Source organism: Pseudoalteromonas sp. SR41-8 (assembly GCF_014163915.1).
Classification (GTDB): Bacteria; Pseudomonadota; Gammaproteobacteria; order Enterobacterales; family Alteromonadaceae; genus Pseudoalteromonas; species Pseudoalteromonas rhizosphaerae.
Map to the genome: position 1 here is coordinate 16,522 of NZ_JACJEE010000011.1, position 14,478 is coordinate 30,999.

At 41.2% G+C, this 14,478-nt stretch carries 9 protein-coding genes; 5 read left to right on the forward strand and 4 right to left on the reverse strand.

The window, feature by feature from the left end:
• Nucleotides 1-12: 12 nt before the first annotated feature.
• Nucleotides 13-339, forward strand: coding sequence for a hypothetical protein (locus H5162_RS09305; RefSeq protein ID WP_145234738.1), 327 nt, complete (start codon nt 13-15; stop codon nt 337-339).
• A 153-nt stretch (nt 340-492) separates the two neighbouring features.
• Here the strand turns inward: H5162_RS09305 and H5162_RS09310 are convergent, their stop codons facing one another.
• Entirely contained in the window at nt 493-1,461 is a 969-nt protein-coding gene (locus H5162_RS09310) for a class 1 fructose-bisphosphatase (RefSeq protein WP_145234740.1), read from the reverse strand.
• Between the two features lie 161 nt (nt 1,462-1,622).
• On the opposite strand from H5162_RS09310, the gene H5162_RS09315 reads away from it, so the two are divergent.
• Together H5162_RS09315 and H5162_RS09320 are read left to right on the forward strand one after the other, a co-directional pair.
• Nucleotides 1,623-4,052 (forward strand): zinc-dependent metalloprotease, encoded by a 2,430-nt coding sequence (locus H5162_RS09315; protein WP_182778337.1) that lies wholly within the window; start codon nt 1,623-1,625, stop codon nt 4,050-4,052.
• A 104-nt stretch (nt 4,053-4,156) separates the two neighbouring features.
• The gene (locus H5162_RS09320) at nt 4,157-4,930 is read left to right on the forward strand and encodes a YggN family protein (RefSeq protein ID WP_149983146.1); all 774 of its coding nucleotides are present in this window, start codon (nt 4,157-4,159) and stop codon (nt 4,928-4,930) included.
• A 66-nt stretch (nt 4,931-4,996) separates the two neighbouring features.
• Here H5162_RS09320 and H5162_RS09325 read toward each other — a convergent pair whose 3' ends face one another.
• Together H5162_RS09325 and rsuA are read right to left on the reverse strand one after the other, a co-directional pair.
• Nucleotides 4,997-6,667, reverse strand: a complete 1,671-nt coding sequence (locus tag H5162_RS09325) for a methyl-accepting chemotaxis protein (protein WP_182731312.1) — start codon at nt 6,665-6,667, stop codon at nt 4,997-4,999.
• Between the two features lie 83 nt (nt 6,668-6,750).
• Nucleotides 6,751-7,449, reverse strand: coding sequence for a 16S rRNA pseudouridine(516) synthase RsuA (gene rsuA / locus H5162_RS09330; RefSeq protein WP_182778339.1), 699 nt, complete (start codon nt 7,447-7,449; stop codon nt 6,751-6,753).
• Nucleotides 7,450-7,507: 58 nt separating this feature from the next.
• Here rsuA and zapE point away from each other — a divergent pair, with 58 nt between their 5' ends.
• Nucleotides 7,508-8,620, forward strand: a complete 1,113-nt coding sequence (gene zapE, locus H5162_RS09335) for a cell division protein ZapE (RefSeq protein WP_182734533.1) — start codon at nt 7,508-7,510, stop codon at nt 8,618-8,620.
• A 113-nt stretch (nt 8,621-8,733) separates the two neighbouring features.
• Here the strand turns inward: zapE and H5162_RS09340 are convergent, their stop codons facing one another.
• Nucleotides 8,734-11,760, reverse strand: coding sequence for a TonB-dependent receptor domain-containing protein (locus tag H5162_RS09340; protein ID WP_182778341.1), 3,027 nt, complete (start codon nt 11,758-11,760; stop codon nt 8,734-8,736).
• Between the two features lie 571 nt (nt 11,761-12,331).
• On the opposite strand from H5162_RS09340, the gene H5162_RS09345 reads away from it, so the two are divergent.
• Entirely contained in the window at nt 12,332-14,473 is a 2,142-nt protein-coding gene (locus H5162_RS09345) for a winged helix-turn-helix domain-containing protein (protein WP_182778343.1), read from the forward strand.
• The last annotated feature ends 5 nt before the right edge of the window (nt 14,474-14,478 follow it).

The window sequence follows — 14,478 nt, forward strand, 5'->3', positions numbered from 1 at the left end:
AGATAATTAAAAATGAACAGAGCACAAGCGTTAGCAGAATTTGTCACTTTTGGTAAATACAAAGACGAGGCAATAAGTATTATTGTTGCATCAACAATAGATAACCAAGGCCCAATTTACATATTGACGCTCGCAACTGTTTTGGATGTGCTCACTCGCTGCCAAGCAGATGAGATTGATTTAGACGATCTGGAGTTGTGGGCGAATGTTATAGAATCTAGAACCGACATCGACTACAGCGGCGTCGAAGGGGTTATCTATGCCCTCAGCAACAGCGAACAAATGGGCGAGCTTGATAAGAGTAAAGTTGCGAAGTTGGTTGAATTATTAGCAAGTTAGTAGGGGCTAGGTGCTAGGGATATTGCGGCTAACTTCGCCTTGATATGGCTGAAAATAAAAAACGCGGCATAAAGCCGCGCCTACGATGTGATTGTTATCTGAGGAAATCACTTTCCTAGAGCCTTTTACCTAGCTCCTCTATCCTAAAGTCTATTACTTATGATATCCCAAGCAGGTTTCTACTTCGTTTTTCGAACCTAAAATCACCGCTACGCGTTGGTGGATAGCGTCGGGTTGAATATCCATAATGCGTTCTGTGCCAGTTGAGGCGATGCCGCCGGCTTGCTCGATCAGCATAGCCATTGGGTTTGCTTCGTAAAGTAGGCGTAGCTTATTTGGTTTGTTTGGATCTTTAGTGTCGGTTGGGTAGGTAAAAATACCACCGCGACATAACACGCGATGAACATCACCGACCATGGCGGCAATCCAGCGCATGTTAAAGTTACGCGCTCGTGGGCCTGTTTCGCCAGCCATTAAGTCATTTATGTAGTTTTGCATCGCAGGCTGCCAATGGCGTTGATTTGACGCATTGATGGCGTATTCGTTGGTCTCTTCTGGTACTTGGGCAAAATCTTGAGTTAATAAGAAGCTGCCGTGTGTTTTATCTAGCGTGAAGAAACGAGTACCTTTGCCAGTCGTTAATGCAAGCACTGTAGATGGGCCATATAATACATATCCCGCAGCGACTTGGCTTTTACCCGGTTGCATAAAGATACTTTGATCTGCAGGATCTGAGCCTTCAGGCGCTTTCATTACTGAGAAAATAGTACCAACCAGTGAATTGATATCGGTATTTGATGAGCCATCAAGTGGGTCAAACGCAACGATATATTCTGCATTCGGGTTACCAGCTACTGTGTAGTCTTCTTCTTCTGAGGCTATCGCTTTTACGTAGCCTGACTCCAGTAAAATATCTTTAAGTAGTTGGTTGGTCAGAACATCGAGTTTCTTTTGTGTTTCGCCTTGAATGTTTTCATCAAGCGTTGAACCTAGTACACCGGACAGGGCACCTTGGCCGACGCGGAATGAAATTTCTTTACAGGCCGCTAAAATCGTTCTGATCAATGAGATTAACTCTCTAGGGCAACCGTCTTCAAGTAATACCGGAGGTAGTCTACGCATTCTATTTTCCTGATAACGTTATGGGCCATGATAATCATAGGGTGAGAGGGATCATCACAGCAAGCGCTGAATTTCGTCTTAAATAACTGTATTTTAGGTGCAACATCCTATACTGGACACACCTTAACCGTATTTAAAACGCGAATAACAAAGATAAGATTATGCAAAAAATACCATTGATACGTTACATACTCTTTACTGTGTTGCTAACTATGATAACCCAAGCGCACGCAGCAATTAAGTCTATTAATGATTTTACTGAACAAATGAATCATTTTCCGGGCTACTTCTCTTTTTATTACGACACTCAAAACGGTAAAATTTATTTAAAAGTTGATAAACTCAAGCAGCAATTTTTATTACAGCAAAGCTTGCCTTATGGTGTCGGCTCTAACGATATTGGCCTTGATCGCGGCCAGTTAGGCAATACGCATCTAGTACAGTTTGAGCGCTTTGGCAATAAAGTGATGTTACGGGCTATTAATACCTACTACCGTGCAAATACCAGCAATAAAGCCGAACAAAAAAGTATTCAAGAAGCCTTTGCATCAAGTATTTTAGCGGGTTTTAAAGTGGTTGCACAAAGCCCGCAAGCTGTCTTGATTGATTATACGCCCTATTTACTGAGCGATGTACATGGTGTGGGTCGAACGCTTGCTGCACGTAAACAAGGCAATTTTAGCCTTGATGAAAGTCGCAGTGCAGTAAATATGGATCGCTCAAAAGCGTTTATGAAAAATACTGAACTTGAAGCTGTACTGACATTTAATGGCACTCAACCGGGTGAGTATATTCGTCAGGTCAGTGCTGACCCTTACGCATTAACCGTGCATATGCATCACTCTTTAATACAGTTACCTGATGATAATTACACGCCACGTGCGTTTCATCCGCAATCAGGTTATTGGAGTATTGAACATAAAGATTATGCCGCGCCATTAAGTGAATCAATGTTGGTACGTTATATTCCGCGTCATCGTCTAGCGAAAAAAGACCCAAGCTTACCTATTAGCGAACCCGTTGAGCCGATTATTTATTATTTAGATCCTGGCGTACCAGAGCCGGTAAAAACAGCGTTACTCGATGGCGCAAAATGGTGGGATGATGCGTTTTCTCAAGCGGGTTATAAAAATGCATTTATTGTTAAAGTGTTACCAGATAACGCCGATCCTATGGATGTGCGTTATAACGTGATCCAGTGGGTGCATCGTGCAACGCGCGGTTGGTCTTATGGCAGCTCGGTGATCGATCCGCGTACAGGTGAGATTTTAAAAGGTCACGTTACATTAGGCTCACTGCGTGTGCGCCAAGATATTTTAATAGCTGAAGCACTTGCAGCGCCTTATTTAGAAGGTAATGAAGTGGCAAAAACGTTACAAGCAATGGCACTTGATCGTATTCGCCAGCTCAGTGCTCACGAAATTGGTCACACACTTGGTATAGCGCATAATTTCTCTGCGTCAGTGGCTGATCGTGCTTCGGTGATGGATTATCCGCACCCACTAGTGGGCTTTAATGACCAAGGTGAACTCGATGTGAGCCGAGGTTATGCACAAGGTATGGGGCAGTGGGATACGCAAGTTATAAAGTACGGTTACAGTGATTTTCGTAACCTTGATGAAGATGCAGAACTAAGTGCAATTTTAGCGGATAACCAAGCTAAAGGGCTGGAGTTTATTTCTGATAGTGATGCACGAGCGCAAGGTGGCGCGCATCCAACAGCACATTTATGGGATAACGGCAGTTCGCCAAGTGAAGAGCTATTAAGAGTGCTTGACGTAAGACAACAAGCACTCGCTAAATTTGGTATTAACAATATCAAAGAAGGAACCTCACTATCTCAGCTAGAAGAGATGCTGGTGCCGCTGTATTTATTCCATCGTTATCAGGTCGAGTCTGCTGTAAAACTGATTGCAGGTGTTGATTATGATTACGAAGTACGTGGTCAAGGTATGGTAAAAGGTGCACAAGTTGTTGCAAAGGCAACTCAACAGCTCGCTTTAAAGGCCATCTTAACTACCCTAAATGCTGACAATTTAGTATTACCAGAATCAGTGTTAGCGCTAATTCCACCCAAGGCCTATGGCGAATCTAAAAGCCGAGAAAGCATTGTTGGCCGCACTGGCTTAACCTTAGATGCAATGGCGCTACCCGAAGTGGCTGCACAACATAGTTTAGCGTTATTGCTAAATAGCCAACGATTAAATCGTTTAGCACAGCAACAAGCGCGCAGTGATGCATTTTTTAGCTTAGATGAACTGCTTGCAAAGGTTTATCAGCAGGTGTTTTTGATTCAGAGTAAAAAAGGCATGGCAGGCAAAATCACTCAGCGGGTGCAGTTATTAACAGCAAAGCAGTTTGCTGATTTAGTCGCCAGTGATAAAGTTGCTCCAGAGGTGCAAGCTCAGTTGCGTTATTACTTAGTAAAACTGAGTAAGGCGTATCAGCAAGAGTCTTTACTTAGCAGTGCTGATGTTGGTGAAAGTGCGTTTAAGCAATACTTAGCCGATCAAATTAAACAGTTTCTGGCTACCGGCAATTGGCCTACAAATTTTACTGCATTACCAATCCCACCAGGATCACCAATTTAAATGTTATCTATAAGGCCCTAGAAGCTAGGGCCTAGTTTCTCTTGCATAAAACTGGTTTTTTGTTAACCTAGCCGCCTTCCATTTTTAGTCTTTTTGAGGTGTTTATGGCGTTTTTATCTCGTTCGATATTGGCGATGTCCATAGCACTATCAAGTCTTAATGTCAGCGCTAAAGCCGTGTGCGAAGTAGAGCTAAGGCATGGTTTGATCATCACTGATGATGTCATTCGTATTGTTGATAAGGGCCAAACCCGCGTACAAATAAATAATGATAATCAACTCTTTATCCGTGGCTATTGGATTGATCTAACGTCAGATGAAACCCTAGTGTTAAAACAGTTTAGCGCGGGTATTCGCGATACGGTGCCTGAGTTGGTAGAGTTGGCAACTGACGGTGTTAATCTTGGCTTAAGTGCGATAGAGCAAGTTGTTGAAGGTATGTCGGACAAAGAGTCGGAAGTGCTAAAAACGCAACTGCAATATGTTGAGCGCGCTTTAATGGATAAATTTAAACGCGGCGATGATTTCTTTTTTATTGCCCCACAATCACTATCCAAAATTGATGATTTTTTTACCGAAGAGATCAGTCAAAAAATTCACTCTGCCGTGCATGGCTCTCTCGGCGCTATTTTAGTTTCTCTAGGTGATGCATTTAAGTCCCGCGAAGGTAATATTGAAGATCGTATCAATGACATGGGACAGCGCATGGATATTATTTCAAAAGAAATCGATAAGTCATTGCAGAAAAAAGCTCAACAGTTAGAGTTAAAAGCCTCAGAATACTGTGAATGTTTAAACTCGCTTGATGTCACCGAATCACGATTACAAATGATAGTACCAAGTATGGCTGATTTTGATTTAGTACAAATTAAATCTTAACTTAATCAATTCAATTAAAAAGCCCGCGTAATTAACGCGGGCTTTTTAGTTTTAGGTAACCAATTACTAGGATCTAAACTTGCCGGTTTCAGCTTCTAAATCGCTAGTCAGCCCTTTTATCAAGTCCGTTGCGGCATGGGCTTGATGCGATAGGTCTGCGGTCTGTGAGGCGGTGTCAGAGATGGTCACAATGCGTCTTGCTGTGTCTTCCCCTGCATCGAGCTGCTCTTTAGCTGCAATGGCTATTTGATGGCTCATTTGTGCTATGGCACTCAAAGATGCAGCAACACGCTGCAACTCTTCACTGGCATCTTTAGATTTCGCTACGGTTTGTTCACTGGTGGCAATACTTAAGTTAACTGAAGTTTTTGCATCTTTAGTGGCGGATTGTAATTTACCGATCATAGTACGAATTTCTTCTGTGCTAGTTTGCGTGCGCTGCGCTAGTTGACGTACTTCATCCGCAACGACCGCAAAGCCTCTTCCTTGTTCACCGGCACGGGCAGCTTCAATGGCTGCATTGAGTGCTAACAGGTTAGTTTGCTCGGCAATACTTTGAATAACAGTAAGCACATTTGCAATATTATTTACTTCATCATCAAGGAGTTGGATGTTATTACCAGCGCTGTCAATTTGTTGCTCTAAAAGAGCTATGGTATTTGCTGCCTCAGCAGTTAAATGACTGGCATTTTGTCCTTGGCTTTCGGCTTCTTGTACTGAAAAGGCGGCTTGCTCGGCATGCTCAACCACTGTTTGCGCAGAGGCTGTTAGCTCAGTGATAGCTGATGCGACCATATGGGTTTCTTCGTTTAGGCTGCGGGTCAGTTTATCAAGCTCAGTTGAGCGGGATTCGTTATCTAAACTCTGATTTTTTAGACTATCAGTAACATCTTTAATACTGCCAACTACACCCCGTAGCCCTTGTTGCATATAGTGCATGGCAGCAATAATGCTTTCAGGTTGGGCGTCAGTACGAATATGCGAATTTAAGTTGCCACGAGAAACTTGCTTAACAATACCAATTACCTCAGTGACTTCACCGCCTAACGCGTTGCTTAAAGAAATACCAAAGCGAGCAATTGCAGCAGTTAAAGCAAGGGCAATAAGTAGTGACAAGCCTAGTAACCACTTAGCGGTATTCCAGTAACGCTCATCAACTTCTTTTTCGCTGATCCCGGTACCAACATACCAACCAAAGTAAGGGGTTTTTTGCACCACAGAGGTTAGGTCAACGGTTTCACCATCACGGACAGAATCCCAATGATAGGTAATAATTTTGTTGGTTTGATTACCGACTAATTGTTCAACCATACGACCAATACTGTTACCGCTGGCATCTTTGAAATCATTAAAACTGGTGTTGTGTAGCTGCGGATCGTGAGGTGTAGCAATAAAGTCGAGTTTATCATTCACTACGTACACATATTCACTGTCGTGGTATTTGTTTTCACGCAACATTTGCGTGGCAAATTCACGCGCCTGTTGCTCGGTTAGTTGCCCATTTTTAGCAAGTAACTCAAATTGCTCGACAATATTTGTCGTGCTTTTCATGAGTTGATTGATACGGGCAATATTATCGCTTTCACTTGCGTGGCGAAGAGATTGTAAGCCCAGTAATGCAATAGCATTGAGTGCTACAAACATCGCTCCAGCGAACAAAATTATTTTAGTTCTTAATGCTAAACCTGACAGCACATCGCGCCCCTTATTATTTTTATGACCATGATTTTCTACCATGTTTGTCGGCCAGATGTTAGCTTTAATTAACAATAATATGGGAATTAGACGTGACTTTTACTCAAGTTTCCATTACGGGTAAATTAAAGCGTGATTTCTGCTGCGCTTAAGAGTCGATATTCTCCGCTAGCAAGAGCCTCATCAAGCTCGATATTTGCTACTTTTTCTCTATGTAATTCAACGACCTTATTGCCTACTGCAGCGAGCATGCGTTTAACCTGATGATATTTACCTTCGCAGATCGACAGACGCATACGATATGTGGCAAGTTGCTCTGCAATTGCGGGTCTGGTTAGTTCTTTTTCGTTGTGTAATTGCACTCCTTGGCGAAGTTTTTCCAGCGTATCATCCGTTAGAGGTTCTTGTGTTTCAATCAGGTAAGTCTTAAATTTGTTATGTTTTGGGGAGGTGATTTTATGTGACCAATCGCCATCATTGGTAATGATCACAAGCCCAGTTGTATCGAGATCAAGCCGACCTGCAACATGAAAATCACTCATGTTAGGTTCATCGAGTAAATCAAATACCGTTGGGTGTAACTCGTCACTGTTGGCGCATACATAACCGACCGGTTTATTCAGCATATAATAGCGTTTACCTAGAAAAACTAGCGGCTTACCTTGCCATAATACGTTATCTGTCGCTGTGATTGGATGATCATAAGCGCTGATCACCTCGCCATTTACGCTGGCATCTTTACGCTTTATTCCTGCTCTCGCTTTGGTGCGTGGCGTTTCTGCTAGATGGCTAATAAATTTATCTAGGCGGCAAGGGAATTTCATTGGGTTCACACTTCTAGTCGACTACAATGGCGGCGAGTATAACGGATCGTGATAACGCATGACAGTACACAGTGGACAAATATTAGCATATTATCAACAGCAAATAGCCACCGGTAAATTGCAATTTGATGATGCCCAATTAGCAGCGGTGAATGCACTAGACAATCTCGCAATTGCCATTGATAAACCGCATCATTGGTGGCAAAAATCGGTATCTTTGCAAGGCATTTATTTGTATGGACCTGTTGGACGGGGTAAATCGATGCTAATGGATGTGTTTTTTGAGACTGTAGCAATTAAACAAAAAACACGTTTACACTTCCATCATTTTATTGCTCAAGTACATACTCGTCTAGGACAGTTGCAAGGGGTTAAAAACCCGCTGGATAAAATAGCAAATGAGTGGTCAGAAACGCTTAAATTAATTTGTTTTGATGAGTTTTTTGTCTCTGATATTGGCGATGCTATGATCATGGCCGGCCTATTTAAAGCCTTGTTTGCCAAAGGCATCATTTTGGTTGCTACGTCAAATTGTCAACCTGAGCAGCTTTATTATAACGGCTTGCAGCGAGCGCGCTTTTTACCCACCATAGCGTTAATTAAAGCGCATTGTCATATTATTAATGTCACAGGCTCTGTTGACCACCGATTTCGTTTTGGTAAGCACGCAACTCATTATTTTAACAGCTCGGCTAACTCTGAACTGGATGCTGATTTTTTGGCTTTTGCAGATAACTTACAAACAGCAACTGATATTTCTATTTACGGGCGTAAACTGGCGTGTTTAAGGCTCAGCAATAATGCCATTATGTTTGATTTTATGGCGTTGTGCTCAGGCCCGCGTAGTACCGCTGATTATATTCATTTAGCAAAGTACTATCAGCGTGTGTATATCTGTAATGTGCCAGTAATGGGCGCTGCGGCAACAGGTAAGCAAATAGTGCATGGTATTGAAGATAGCTATCAGCGTGAAAAACAAGATTTACAAGAACATACACTAGACGATGAAGCGCGACGCTTTATTGCTTTAGTGGATGAATTTTACGACCGTGGCAAGTTATTGATACTGAGTAGCGAGGTTGGCATTGCTGATTTATATCAAGGTAAAAAGCTGGCATTTGAATACGCACGCACCGAGTCAAGATTAATAGAAATGCAAAACTGGTTCTAGGTTTAAATAAAAAAGGTACGTTCTTGCGATACGTACCTTTGACAACAACCTAGTAGTTATAAAACTAACGAATCATTAACACTTCGTTAGCAATAAATTTTAGACGCTATCATTTAAAAACTATATTGCGCACCTAAGTACATATAACGACCAGTACCACCGCCATATCCACTGTAATAATTACCGTTGCCACTTGGGTAGAATGCGCCTTTATTATCAAATATATTATTAATTCCACCAAACACGCGTAAGTCGCTGTTTGAAGTTAAGGCCATAGTGTAAGAAGCTGATAAACTATGCTTTATATATGAGCCGTAGTCTTGATAAGCAAGAGGCTCTGGGTTGGAAATACAGTCTGCACTTGCAGCGGCACAGTTTTCATTGTTTTCTAACACGGCCGTTAGGTAATCTTTTTCATCTTGTTGATCGGCTTTAAAAGAGCCCAAGAAGTTGGTACGCCAACGAATACGCAAGTCATCCAAACTCCATGCAATTGACATCGCGGCTTTGTCTTTACTGCGACCATATCCAGCATAATGAGTAACTACGTTATTGCCATCTAAACCTTCATAGGTTTGTGAGTTTTCAATAACGTGATTGTAGTCAAGCTTTAAAGATACTTCGCCATAACTACCAATATCAAAATCATAAGTCGCGACTACATCATAACCACGGGCTGTCAGCTCATCTAAATTATATTCACGCTGTAGAATTTTGATAATGTTACCTTCGTTATTTCGGGTGATATCATTACAGAACTCATTATTGCTACCCCAAGCTGCTTCAGAATCGTAACATTCATTCATAATATTTTCGTTACTGATCTCATCAATCGCATCAATAATGGCAATATCGTAGTAATCGATGGCGAGATTAAAACCACGGAAAAACTCCGGTGATAGTGTTACACCAAAGGTATAGGTATCGGCCGTTTCTTCTTTAAGGTTAGGGTTACCTGTACCTGGAGAATAATTGTTATCTTCGCTGTCGAATTTAAAGTTAGGATCCTCAGCTAGCTGTTTAGCAAGAGTTGGCTCTAAACGACAATTATCATGACCTGGCTTAGTTGAGGTCGCCGTTAAGCCATCACAAATATCATCATATGAGTCGAAATCGCCACGCGGTGGAGACATCAATTCGGTAATCGTTGGAGCGCGCTGTGCGCGAGCATAATTTGCGCGTACCATGTAGCCATCAACTGGCTGCCATAGTAAACCTAGTTTATAGCTGGCTACAGTATTGACGTTTTCCATGCTGTAATTAGCTAAGCGTAACGAGGTTTCAGCGGATAAGCTTTTTGCAAGAGGGGCATCTTTTAGTAGTGGAATCGCCAATTCTGCAAAGGCTTCATAGACTTCAACTTCACCATAAAACGAAGGAACAACGTTAAACGTAATACCGCCAACTTTCATGTCCTCACTGGTATCTAAGCTTTGGCTATCTTTACGATATTCGCCACCAAATACCGCAGAAACACTCCCTGCTGGTAATTCAAATAAATCACCTGTGATGTAACCCATCACTGTATATTGCTGAATCTTTGTATCAATAATCGGGTTGCTACGGATCCAGTCGGCCATATCTGGAGTAATTGAACCTTCACCAAATAGGTTGATTGGTACACAGCCTGCTGCACGGGCTGCTTCATCTATACATTGAATAGAGCCATCAGCAAGTTTCTCCGCTTGTAATGCTTGATTTAAATTTATTACATTCAGTTCATTATTACGGATTTGATGCTGTTTAAATTGCCCATATCCGGCTGATACATCCCAATCCCATTGGTGATTAAACATAGTACCTTGTAGGCCTGCCCATGTCCGGATAGTGGTACGGTCATTATCAGTACTGATATTACCGACTTCGCCAAAGCGACGATCCCAATAAATGCGGTCTTTGTATGGATTTGCGTCTAAGATTTGTTGTGGCACATACGGGTTATTAATTGGAATGTAGCCCGGTGCGATATCTGCGATTGGATCGCCTGTTACAGCATCATAACGCGGTACGAATGCACCCTCATATTCATCTTCAGGTGACTTACTGTTGAACGAGCCACTTTTACTATATTGCAGTTGGAAGTAACTCATGATGTCGTCGCTGATATCAAAATCGATTTTTACAGCTGTTGACAGGTTATCACTTGGTACATCCAGCATTACGTACTGATTTGAGTTAATACCGTATATTTCTTCATTGCCTTTCCAGTCATCACGCAGTGTTTGACCGTCATACCAAAATTGCGTTTCGTTGTTATTGTTTTCTAGAAAAACGCCGCCTAAGGTGCCATCACTTTTACTTACCCAATCAGCTTGAGTAATGTCACGCATACATTTAGAGCCACTTTCGGTCATCATTTGATTGCACATAAGAGTGTTATTATAGCTATGTGCGGCTTCTATTTTTGCACGATCGCGATCATAGTAACTAATGCCAAAATCGCGGTCCCAGTTAGCACTAAAAAACACATACCCTTTATTATTAGCAAATGAATCGCCGTAGTTTAAATCAAGAGTAAACTCTTTGCCGCCACCTTCATTGGTTTGGCCACCACGAGCCTGAAAATCAAAGCCTTCTTTTTTTGATTGGGTAATTATATTGACGACCCCAGCGACTGCATCGGCTCCATAAGTTGCAGATGCGCCACCACTGATTATTTCAACACGTTCAACCATGCCACTTGGAATGGTATTTAAGCTTACATAGTTACCGCCGTAGCTATTTGACACTACACGGCGACCATCAATAAGAGTAAGGGTACGATTAGCGCCTAAGTCACGTAATTGAACGGTTGAAAGGCCAGTGCCAGAAATACTCGATTGACTTGTATTGTTGCCTATACTTTGGCTAAGTGCAGGCATGTTATCAACAAGAACATCAGATAAGTTACCTAAACCAGTGTCTTGAATCGCCGCGCGATCCATAGTCACTAGTGGTGTGGCAACAGAAAAACTATCACGCTTTAAGCGAGAGCCAGTCACCACTATTTTTTCAGGGGCTTCTTGTTTCTCTTCTTTTATCGTTGTTTTATTTGGCGTTAATTGATGTTCAATTTGTTTATCATTTGCAATTAATTGGCCTGAAAAGCTTGCTGTGATCGCCAGTGCTAATGCGCATTTTTTTGTTAATATACTGCTCACAGATTTCCCTTACATATTGAATCTTGATAAAACTAATGTATTAGTAATCTTTGAAGGGCAGTTCAAAGTACAGCAACTAATGCATTAGCGAATGGGTTTATACCCAAACCAGCTCAGATGTGAGTTTCAGTTAGAATTAAAAGCGATTTAGGCAAGGCATTGATTGGCTCTATTGTTAAAATCAATAACGAAGTATAAATCCGCTTTTAAACCAACCCTTTGGGCGTTTCACAGACACTTACTCTCTTGTTAAAAGGGACTGTCATTGTTGCAAAGTAACGCCTTGATATTAAGCTCCTGTAAAACGCTGAATTCTGCATCTTGAGGTGATTTGGGTATATTCGTGAGTTGTTTTAAATAATCGTGAACAAAAACACAATGAAAGGTATCTCGTTTATATCCCTATTTTACATCTATTTTATATCTATTCCTTTATTATCATATGGTTGAGTTTATTCAATCGAATGGTTGGTAAATTGTAATTATGCTGTCTATCGCGTTATTTTGCTTTTTGTGCCAATAAAAGGTTAACCTTCTAGACTTCTAAATATAAGGTGTAAATACGTTATTTATGAAAACTAACCAGTCATTTTCCTTAGGGCAGTGCGAAGTTAATACAATTGAAAATAAGCTGTTATGTGGTGAGAGTGAATGTGTATTGCAACCTAAATTTGTCGAGTTGCTGTGTTTTCTTGTTATGCGTTATCCAGAACTTGTTACTCGTGAAGATCTAATCGATGGTGTCTGGGATGGTAATCAATTTGTCGGTGAAAAAGCGCTGACCAATGCAATCTGGCATTTGCGTAAAACCTTTAAAGAACTAGACCCTGCTCATGCTTATATTGCTACAGTTCGCAAAACAGGCTATCGCTTGGCACAGCAACCAGTATTTTTAGATACTCAAAAGCTAAAATCAGAAGTAAAGCCGCAGTTAACGCAAATAAAAAAGAGTAAACAAGTACTTTTTAGTAGTGTTAAAATTGCAGTCATGGTGGCTACCGTTATGGTATGTCTTGCGTTTTTTTATTTTAAGCGGCAAATTCCGAGTCTTGAGCCGTTAAAGTTCACATCTTTATCTGAACATGTTGAAACCATTACCACGAGCCCAGGTCGGGAGTTATTTCCGGCAATTTCAAACGACAGCCATTTTATTGTTTATTCTTGGCGTCGCCCTGGACAGCAAGCAAACCTTTATCTTCGAGATTTATTTTCACCTGAACAAGCGGCTATAGCCTTAACTGAGAGCTCATTTCTTGAGGGACGTGCTGTATTTAGTCATGATTTAAATAATATATTTTATTATCGGCGAGATGAGCAAAGGCAGTGTGAAATAGTTAAACAAAATTTAACGACAGCAGTAACAAGGGTGTTGGCAACATGCGGTCAAGGCCGAAGCACCGATCTTGATATTAACGCCGCAGGTAATCAGCTGGTATTTATCAGTGATGATAAAAATGATCACGCACAAACACAGCTAAATATTGTTGATCTTCAATCAAATGAGTTAGCAATAACACGAGTGCCTTGCTCTGGGAACTGTGATTTTAACGATGAATCAGTGGTATTTTCGCCGGATGGTAAACAGCTCGTGGTATCGCGAAATTTAGCCTCCGGCTACGAAGAGCTATTTTTAGTTGAAATTGCTACTGGCAATGCTAAGCAATTGACCTCGGGATTTGTTGATATTCGTGGTGTGGATTGGCACCCGAGTAAAGATTTGTTGGTTTTTTCTGGGGTTGATCAAGGTAAGCGGCATGGTTATTTTTATGAATTAGCAACTGGGCGCTTAGTTGATGCGCACATTGACGGATTAAGTTATCCAGAATATAGCCAAGACGGCAGTTTGTATTTTCACCAATGGGATATCGACTCTACGCTGATGCGAGTTGAAACAAATAATGTGGTGGCGAGCTCTCCATTTCCTGTTTTATCTACACATTTTAATACGCGTTTTCCTGATTACAGTGCTACTAAAAATAAATTGGTATTTGTGTCAAATGAATCAGGCACGACAGAGTTGTGGATTGCCAATAAGGATGGCACGCAACGCAAGAAACTAACTCAGTTAAATGCCACTATTTATAGTCCTGTTTGGTCACCTGATGGACGTTATATAGCATTTGTCGTATCTAAAAATGAAGTGAATAGCCTTCGAATTTATGATTTTAATTCACAAAGTAGCAGCCAAATAAATACAGGCCTTAATTATCATGGCAAACCAAGCTGGGCGCCGGATAGTAAGAGTATATTGACCTCAAATAATAATGAGTTATACCGGTTTAATCTCAAAGGCGATAATTTAGGTAAAGCGATTGAGCAATCAACAATGTATGCGTATGAGGATAAGCATGGAGCGTTAATTTTTGCAGATATTGCAGCCAAACAATTATGGATAAAACAGCCTGATAGTGGCCATGCGCAATTACTTGTTGAATCTATTAATTTGTCTAATCATTCATCTTGGTACTATGTTGAGGGAGCAACTCAGGCGTTATCAAGAGTATATTACTTCAATGTAGAACGGGACGATTACCGTTTGAGTTATTATGATTTTTCTACGCAAAGTCAGCATGATTTGATGCGTTTACCTGAGCGTGCATTTAGCCGCAGCTCAGGTTTGACCTATATCGAAAATATAGGCTGGTTAGTGTATACCTCGTATAAATCACCACAAATTGATATTAAGCGTATTAAAGCTGAATATTTACCCTAGAGGCT

Bases quoted from the DNA above. Each gene is read 5' to 3' on its own strand.
- H5162_RS09305 (WP_145234738.1), top strand. From the start codon at position 13: ATGAACAGAGCACAAGCGTTAGCAGAATTTGTCACTTTTGGTAAATAC.
- H5162_RS09310 (WP_145234740.1), bottom strand. From the start codon at position 1,461: ATGCGTAGACTACCTCCGGTATTACTTGAAGACGGTTGCCCTAGAGAG.
- H5162_RS09315 (WP_182778337.1), top strand. From the start codon at position 1,623: ATGCAAAAAATACCATTGATACGTTACATACTCTTTACTGTGTTGCTA.
- H5162_RS09320 (WP_149983146.1), top strand. From the start codon at position 4,157: ATGGCGTTTTTATCTCGTTCGATATTGGCGATGTCCATAGCACTATCA.
- H5162_RS09325 (WP_182731312.1), bottom strand. From the start codon at position 6,667: ATGGTAGAAAATCATGGTCATAAAAATAATAAGGGGCGCGATGTGCTG.
- rsuA (WP_182778339.1), bottom strand. From the start codon at position 7,449: ATGAAATTCCCTTGCCGCCTAGATAAATTTATTAGCCATCTAGCAGAA.
- zapE (WP_182734533.1), top strand. From the start codon at position 7,508: ATGACAGTACACAGTGGACAAATATTAGCATATTATCAACAGCAAATA.
- H5162_RS09345 (WP_182778343.1), top strand. From the start codon at position 12,332: ATGAAAACTAACCAGTCATTTTCCTTAGGGCAGTGCGAAGTTAATACA.